General features: G+C 32.3%; 6 protein-coding genes. 3 read left to right on the top strand and 3 right to left on the bottom strand.

The window, feature by feature from the left end:
• A partial coding sequence (locus tag ACKVOD_RS04350; RefSeq protein WP_409208254.1) for a DPP IV N-terminal domain-containing protein occupies positions 1-2129 on the bottom strand: 2129 nt, incomplete at its 3' end.
• Positions 2130-2507: 378 nt separating this feature from the next.
• On the opposite strand from ACKVOD_RS04350, the gene gcvT reads away from it, so the two are divergent.
• Together gcvT and ACKVOD_RS04340 are read left to right on the top strand one after the other, a co-directional pair.
• Positions 2508-3590: a glycine cleavage system aminomethyltransferase GcvT gene (gcvT, locus tag ACKVOD_RS04345; RefSeq protein ID WP_409208253.1), complete on the top strand. Its 1083-nt coding sequence runs from the start codon at positions 2508-2510 to the stop codon at positions 3588-3590.
• Between the two features lie 59 nt (positions 3591-3649).
• Positions 3650-4363, top strand: coding sequence for a YebC/PmpR family DNA-binding transcriptional regulator (locus ACKVOD_RS04340; protein ID WP_409208252.1), 714 nt, complete (start codon positions 3650-3652; stop codon positions 4361-4363).
• An 83-nt stretch (positions 4364-4446) separates the two neighbouring features.
• On the opposite strand, the gene ACKVOD_RS04335 is transcribed toward ACKVOD_RS04340, so the two are convergent.
• Positions 4447-5487 (bottom strand): PLP-dependent cysteine synthase family protein, encoded by a 1041-nt coding sequence (locus ACKVOD_RS04335; protein WP_409208251.1) that lies wholly within the window; start codon positions 5485-5487, stop codon positions 4447-4449.
• A 71-nt stretch (positions 5488-5558) separates the two neighbouring features.
• Positions 5559-7619, bottom strand: a complete 2061-nt coding sequence (locus ACKVOD_RS04330) for a S9 family peptidase (protein ID WP_409208250.1) — start codon at positions 7617-7619, stop codon at positions 5559-5561.
• Between the two features lie 145 nt (positions 7620-7764).
• On the opposite strand from ACKVOD_RS04330, the gene ACKVOD_RS04325 reads away from it, so the two are divergent.
• On the top strand, positions 7765-8085 hold the full coding sequence (locus ACKVOD_RS04325) for a YbaB/EbfC family nucleoid-associated protein (RefSeq protein ID WP_409208249.1): 321 nt from the start codon (positions 7765-7767) through the stop codon (positions 8083-8085).
• Positions 8086-8205: the final 120 nt, after the last annotated feature.

Genomic DNA, 8205 nt, shown 5'->3' with positions numbered 1-8205 from the left:
TCATTAATGCTATGAGATCGATTAGGATAGGGCATGATTTGAAATTGTTTGTTGTATTTAACCAACTCATTAATTAACAATTCTGCATTTTGATAATGAACATTATCATCCCCGGTTCCATGAATATACAATAAATTACCTTTTAAATTTTTTGCATAAGTAATAGGTGATCCGTTTATAAAATCATCTTTATTTTCTTGTGGCAATCCCATATAACGTTCTTGATAAATATTATCGTAAGTCAATTGGTTTGTGATAGCGGCGATTGCTATTCCAGTTTTATAGATTTCAGGATATTGAAACATTAAATTTAAAGTAGCTGCACCACCACCACTCCATCCCCAAACAGCCACTCTATCTGGGTCAACAAAATTCCATTTCAATATTTCAGTTGCAGCCATAGCTTGATCTTGAATATTAATTCTTCCAATTTTTCTATAAATTGATTTTCTCCATTCTCGTCCTTTTGGAGCAGGAGTTCCTCGATTGTCTAAGGAAATGTAGATATATCCATCATCGATCATACTGCCATTATACAATCGATTGTGACTTGATCCATAATTATCGCTAACTGTTGTTCCTGCTGGTTCTGAATATACATAAAACACGAGAGGGTATTTTTTTGTAGCATCAAAATTCTTTGGTTTTACCATCCAACCATCCATTTCAACTCCGTCTTTTGTAGTAATTTTAAAAAACTCTGCTGTTGGTTTTTTTTGTAATTGGCTTAATTTTGAAGTTATGCTGGTTTTTTCATTTATTGGCTTTTGATTTTCTACAACTATCATTTCCTGGGATGACTTTGTAAAATGGTTGGAGAAAGTATGGGAAGCATATTTTCCATTGGTCGAAAAATTATAATCGTGCGTACCTTTCAAATCCGCAGAACTTAATAATTCAAGTTTGCCTGATCCATCCAATTTGGTTCTGTATAAATATTTTTGAGTGGCATTATCCGGAGAAGCCAAAAAGTAAACATTACCATTTTTATCATCGGTATGTTTAACATCTATGACATCATAATTACCTTTGGTTACTAATTTTTCCGATTTCCCATCTAATGAAATTTGATATAAATGTCTCCAACCATCTTTTTCAGAAGCCCAAAGAATACTTTTGTTGTTATTAGTCCAAGTAAAATTATTAGTATAGTAAATATCATACGGATTACCTAACACAAAAACATCAATCCATGCTGTATCAGATTCTTTATTAATCAGCTTACTATTCCCATTTGAAGCTTCTGCAACATAAAGACTACTCTGATTTTGTTTGCGATTCAATTGTTGAATGATCAAATTATTTGTATTTGGAATAAACTCCATTCGTACTAAATAATTTTCATCGGCAACTCCAGGAATTTTCATCCAAGTAGATTTTGCATCAGCAATAGTAACCACTCCAACTTTACAAATTGAAGGTTTTTCTCCAACTTTTGGATATTCAATAGGAATCACAATTGGGTAAATAGATGCTGTATTGTTTAACATTGTAAACTTTTTGATACTTCTTGAGTCGATTTGCCAATAAGCAATTGATTTGCTGTCAGGACTCCATCTAAAACCGTCTCTACAGGAGAACTCTTCTTCGTAAACCCAATCAAAAGTTCCGTTTATAATTGTAATTGAACCATCTGTAGTTAAAGGTTTTATTTTAGAAGTGACTAAATTTTCTACGTAAATATTTTGATTGCTTACATAGGCAACCGTTTTGTTATCTGGCGAAAACTTCGCAAACATTAAAGAAGCAGCAGGCAAGCTTTTTCCTAATTGTGCTAGAGTTCCTGTTTTTAGATCCAAAATCCAATAATCACCTTTGGTATTTAAACGCCATACTTTAATAGTATTCGTAAAAAGTAAAACTTTCTGTTGATCATTTGAAAAAGAAAAATGACTGATTTCTAATGGAGTTGTAGCGCCTTGAGGAGTTAGTTGCTTTGAAGAAACCAATACTTTGGACGAATTTTCAGCTAAACTATATTGTTTGATTTCATTTTGTTCTATTCTATAATAAGAATTTCCATCGCTAGACCAATTTTGAGAATAGGAATGTAATGAAATTAAGAATAAAGAAATTAAGAAGGTTTTAAATTTTGATTTTATTGTGAAGCTAATTTTATTCTGATTCATACAGTGGATTATTTTATTTGTTGCTGATTAAAAATTAGGATCTTATAAATGTAAATATAAGTTAAACTTTAAAAAAGAGATATACTAAACACTAAAATAATTTCTTGATTTTTGAGAAAATACTATTTGAAAGCCTAGTTATTTTAGGACGTGACAATTCTACAACCCGATCGCTTGGATATATAATAAATATTTTCGTGAACGTTAGCGCATTCTGTGCCCACAAAAGAAAGCAAGCCATAAATAAAAGAAGTGAAATTGTAGCTGCTTGAACAAAAAACACGGCTGGCTATTGGTTTATAATTATGCTTAATTACATACTTGGTCACTCCATAAAAAAAGAATAAATTTGTGACTTAAAATTTATTCTATTCTATCATGAAAAACACAGCATTAACAAATATTCACGAAAGTTTGGGAGCTAAAATGCTACCGTTTGCAGGCTATAATATGCCCATTTTATACGAAGGTGTGAATTCAGAACACGATGTAGTTCGCAATGGCGTAGGTGTTTTTGATGTGTCCCACATGGGAGAATTTTTGTTATCTGGACCGAATGCACTGGCTTTGATTCAAAAAGTAACTTCTAACGATGCTTCGACTTTGACTATCGGTAAAGCACAATATTCTTGCTTGCCTAACAATGACGGAGGAATTGTAGATGATTTATTGGTTTATAAACTAAAAGAAGAACAATATTTGTTAGTCGTAAATGCTTCTAATATTTATAAAGATTGGGATTGGATTGTGGCTCAAAATGATTTGGATGTTGATATGCGAAATCTATCGGATGACTATTCCTTATTAGCGATTCAAGGCCCCAAAGCTGTTGAAGCTATGCAATCTTTGACGAAAGTTGATTTAGCGGCGATTCAATATTATCATTTTGAGGTAGGTGATTTTGCAGGAATCGAGTATGTTATTATTTCAGCAACAGGATATACTGGTTCAGGAGGGTTTGAGATTTACTGTAAAAACTCAGAAGTAGAACAAATTTGGAACAAAGTGTTTGAGGCTGGAGCTGCTTTTGGAATCAAACCAATTGGTCTCGCGGCTCGTGATACCTTGCGATTGGAAATGGGATTTTGTCTATACGGAAACGACATTAACGATACCACCTCCCCTATCGAAGCTGGTTTGGGTTGGATTACCAAATTCACAAAAGAATTTACCAACTCCGAAAATCTAAAAAAACAAAAAGAATTGGGTGTTTCCAAAAAGCTAATCGCTTTCGAAATGCAAGAACGGGCGGTACCAAGGCATGATTACGAAATTATAGATGCTTTGGGTAATCCTATCGGAATTGTAACTTCAGGAACCATGTCGCCATCCATGAATATAGGAATTGGTATGGGCTATGTTACAACTGAAAACAGCAGTATTGGAAGCGATATTTATATCCGAATCCGAAAAAATGACGTTCGGGCTAAGGTGGTCAAATTACCGTTTTATAAGAAATAAAATCATTTGGTAAAATAATTAATAACTGTATTTTTGCAGTTCAATGTAAAAAATTAGAAATGGGAAGAGCATTTGAGTTCAGAAAAGGAAGAAAAATGAAACGTTGGTCAGCCATGGCAAAAGCGTTTACGAGAATTGGTAAAGACATTGTAATGGCGGTTAAGGAAGGTGGTCCAAATCCCGAAGCCAATTCTAGATTAAGAGCCGTTATACAAAACTCAAAGGCAGCCAATATGCCAAAAGAGAATGTAGAACGCGCTATCAAAAAAGCTACTGATAAAGACACTGCAAATTATAAAGAAGTGTTGTTTGAAGGTTATGCACCTCATGGAATCGCTATTTTAGTAGAAACGGCTACTGATAATAACAATAGGACGGTTGCTAACATTAGAAGCTATTTTAATAAATGTAACGGAACGATGGGAACGCAAGGTTCGGTTGAATTTATGTTTGACCATAGCTGCAATTTTAGAATTCCAAAAGGAAATATTGACCCTGAAGAATTAGAATTAGAACTCATTGATTTTGGCGCAGAAGAAGTGTTCGAGGATGAAGATGGCATTTTGATTTATGCTCCTTTCGGAAGTTTCGGAACTATCCAAAAAGAATTAGAAAACAGAAAAGTCGAAATATTATCTTCTGGCTTTGAAAGAATTCCACAAATCACAAAAAAAATCACCGAAGCTGAAATGGCTGATGTCGAAAAGTTAATTGAAAAAATTGAAGAGGATGATGATGTGATGAATGTCTATCACACGATGGAAGAAAGTTAATTGAAAATTAATAATTTTAGTTTTAAATAGAAAAAGTCCCGATTAAAATCGGGACTTTTTAATTATCAATTATCAATTATCAATTATTTAATAAATTCTATTTTCTGAACTTCTTCCTCATTAATACTATCAAAGAAACCTTGCTCATCCATCCATTTATCGCTAAATACTTTACTCATATAGCGTGATCCGTGATCCGGAAATATAGCAATAACGTTACTATTTTCGTCAAATTCACCTTCTTGAGCATATTGTTTAATAGCTTGTAATACAGCTCCTGAGGTATACCCCACAAACATTCCTTCTTTACGAACCAATTCTCTTGTAGCATGAGCACTTTCTTCATCAGTAACCTTAATAAACTTATCAATTACATCAAAGTCAGTTGCCGATGGAATTAAGTTTTTACCTAAACCTTCAATTCTATAAGGATAAATTTCATCGTTGTCGAACTCTTTAGTTTCATGGTATTTTTTTAACACCGAACCGAATGCATCTACACCAAGAATTCTAATATTAGGATTTTGTTCTTTTAAATATTTAGCAGTTCCTGAAATAGTCCCTCCTGTTCCGCTACAAGCAATAAGATGAGTTATTTTACCATTGGTTTGCTTCCAAATTTCTGGCCCTGTAGACATATAATGAGCATCAATATTTAATTGATTAAAATATTGATTAATATAAATTGAACCTTTTGTTTCTTCGTGTAGTCTTTTGGCAACATTATAATATGATCTTTCATCATCTGCAGAAACATGAGCAGGACAGACATATACTTTAGCCCCTAAATTGCGAAGCATATCAATTTTATCTTTTGAGGATTTTGAACTTACTGCTAAAATACAATTGTAACCTTTGATAATGCTTACCATTGCCAAGCTAAAACCTGTATTGCCTGATGTAGTTTCGATAATAGTATCGCCTGGAGAAAGTATACCTCTCTTTTCGGCTTCTTCAATGATGTATAATGCTATTCTATCTTTGGTGGAATGTCCGGGATTAAACGCCTCAACTTTAGCGTAAAAGTTTCCTTCTAATTCTTCGGTAACTCTATTTAGTTTAATAAGTGGAGTGTTCCCTATTAATTCTAAAATATTATTATAAGCGTTAATTTCTTCTTTCATAAAAAATAGTTAATCAAGGACACTTTCTAATTTAACCTAAAATCTTTACAAATTTAACAAAAAAAAATCAATTACTTTTTAATTTTTTCTAAATCCAGTAAAAAACTATATTCTTTTGCTAATTCTTTGATAGCCTCAAATCTTCCTGAAGCACCGCCATGACCCGCATCCATATTGATATCAAGATATAAAACTGTAGTATCATTTTTAACAGTTCTTAGTTTAGCCACCCATTTTGCTGGCTCCCAATACTGTACCTGCGAATCTTGTAATCCTGTTGAAACATACATATTAGGATAAGCCTGCTTTTTCAAATTATCATAAGGAGAATAGGAAAGCATGTATTTATAATATTTCTTAGCATTGGGGTTTCCCCACTCGTCATATTCCCCAGTTGTTAAAGGTATTGTTTGGTCAAGCATAGTCGTCATTACATCTACAAATGGAACTTGTGCAATGACTCCGTTATACAATTCTGGAGCTAAATTAATAACCACCCCCATCAATAGTCCCCCAGCCGAACCCCCTTCGGCATACAAATGTGCTGCAGCGGTATATTTCTGATCTATTACAAATTTTGAACAATCAATAAAATCGGTAAAGGTGTTTTTCTTTTTTAACAATTTTCCGCTTTCATACCATTGACGCCCTAAGTCTTCCCCACCACGAATGTGAGCTATGGCAAAAACAAAACCCCTATCTAATAATGTCAATCGTGTGGTTGAAAAAGTAGCATCCATCGAAATTCCATAGGAGCCATAAGCATATAACAATAATGGATTTTTTCCATCTTTAATCAAGCCTTTTCGATACACCATCGAAATTGGAATTTTTGTACCATCTTTAGCAGTAGCCCAGATTCTTTCTTCGATGTAATTTTCTTTATCAAATTCACCTCCAAGAACTTGTTGTTCTTTTTTAACCTCTTTAACCTTCGTTTTCATATTAAAATCGATGACCGAAGATGGAGTTTTCATAGACTGATAGGAATATCGTAAAATATCAGTGTCAAAATCCACATTGGATGTAGTATATGCCGTATAGGTTTCGCTATCAAATGGCAAATAATACTCCTCTTTTCCTATCCAAGGAATTATTCGAATTTTATTGAGTCCGTTGGCTCGTTCTTCAATAACTAAAAAGTTTTTAAAAATCTCAATATCTTCAAGTAAAACATCTTCACGATGCGGAATTAAATCTACCCAATTTTCTTTTGAAGTAGCATTTTCTTGCGTTTTCATCAGTTTAAAATTAGTAGATTTATCTTTATTCGTTACTATATAAAAACTATCCTCATAATGAGCAATATCATATTCTAAGCCTCTTTTTCGTTTTTGAAAAATAGTGAATTTTCCGTTAGGATTATCCGCTAATAATATTCTACTTTCGGTTGTTAAGGTACTAGATGAGCTAATAACAATGTATTTCTTTGATTTTTCTTTACTTACATCTACATGAAAAGTATCGTCTTTTTCTTCATATACCAACACATCCTTCAAAGCATTAGTACCTAATTTATGCTTAAAGATTTTATCGGAACGCAAGGTCAGCTTGTCTTGATGGGTATAAAAAATAGTTTGGTTATCATTTGCCCATGTGCTTTCTCCAGAACAATTTTCGATTTGATCGTCTAGAATTTCATTCGATTCAAGGTTTTTTATTTTAAGACTATAAATCCTTCTTCCTGAAGTATCTATTGCAAAAGTGGCATATTTATTATCCGGACTAATACTTAAACCACCCAATTGAAAATAAGAATGTCCTTTTGCGAGTTTGTTACAATCAAACATGATTTCTTCTTTTCCTGATAAGCTTTCCTTTTTTCTAGAATATATTGGATAATCTTTCCCCTTTTCATAACGTGTGAAATAAAAGTAGCCATTATAGAGATATGGAACCGATTCGTCATCCTCTTTAATTCTTGACTTCATTTCTTCAAAAAGTTCTTTTTGAAAAATTTTAGTATCGGCAGTCATTTTTTTGTAATAATCATTTTCTTTATTCAAATAATCAATGACTTCAGGATTTTCTCTTTCATTCAACCAAAAATAATTGTCAATTCTCACCTCACCGAATTTTTCGAGTTTTTTAGTTACAATTTTGGCGATTGGGGGTTGTATTTTTTTTGGCATATTTTGCGCTTTCATGTTTATAGTGTAAAATACAAAAATAACACAAAGACAACTTAGAATGGTTCTATCTTTCATTAAAATAAATTGTAAATAATTAACAGCAATATAGTAATTTTGCATGAATAAATTTTAAATTAATACAACAATGGATTTAATGGGAATGATGGGTAAACTTCAAGAAACCCAACGCAAAATTGAGGAAACAAAAAAAAGATTGGACACGGTTCTTGTTGATGAACAAAGTACTGATGGCAATTTAAAAGTTACTTTAACTGCCAACGGAAAGCTTAAATCAATCTCGATTGATGAATCTTTACTAAAAGATAAAGAACAATTAGAAGATTATGTAATTGTAACTATTAACAAAGCTATTGAGAAAGCAACTAAAGTAAATCAAGCAGAATTAGATGCTGTTGCCAAAGTAGACATGCCAATGATTCCTGGAATGGACGAAATGTTTAAGTAATGGTCTTTATATAATAATTGTAACAAATTATTATTGATATAATGAATTAAATAATATTTAGTTAAACATTAATATACAATTACTTGTGTTTTTTATATAAAGTTATTATTTATATAATAT

It is taken from the genome of Flavobacterium sp., from assembly GCF_046155325.1.
In the GTDB taxonomy this organism is placed as follows: Bacteria; Bacteroidota; Bacteroidia; order Flavobacteriales; family Flavobacteriaceae; genus Flavobacterium.
Note: the sequence above shows the minus strand (reverse complement) of the source record. Positions and strands in the feature narration are given on the sequence as shown.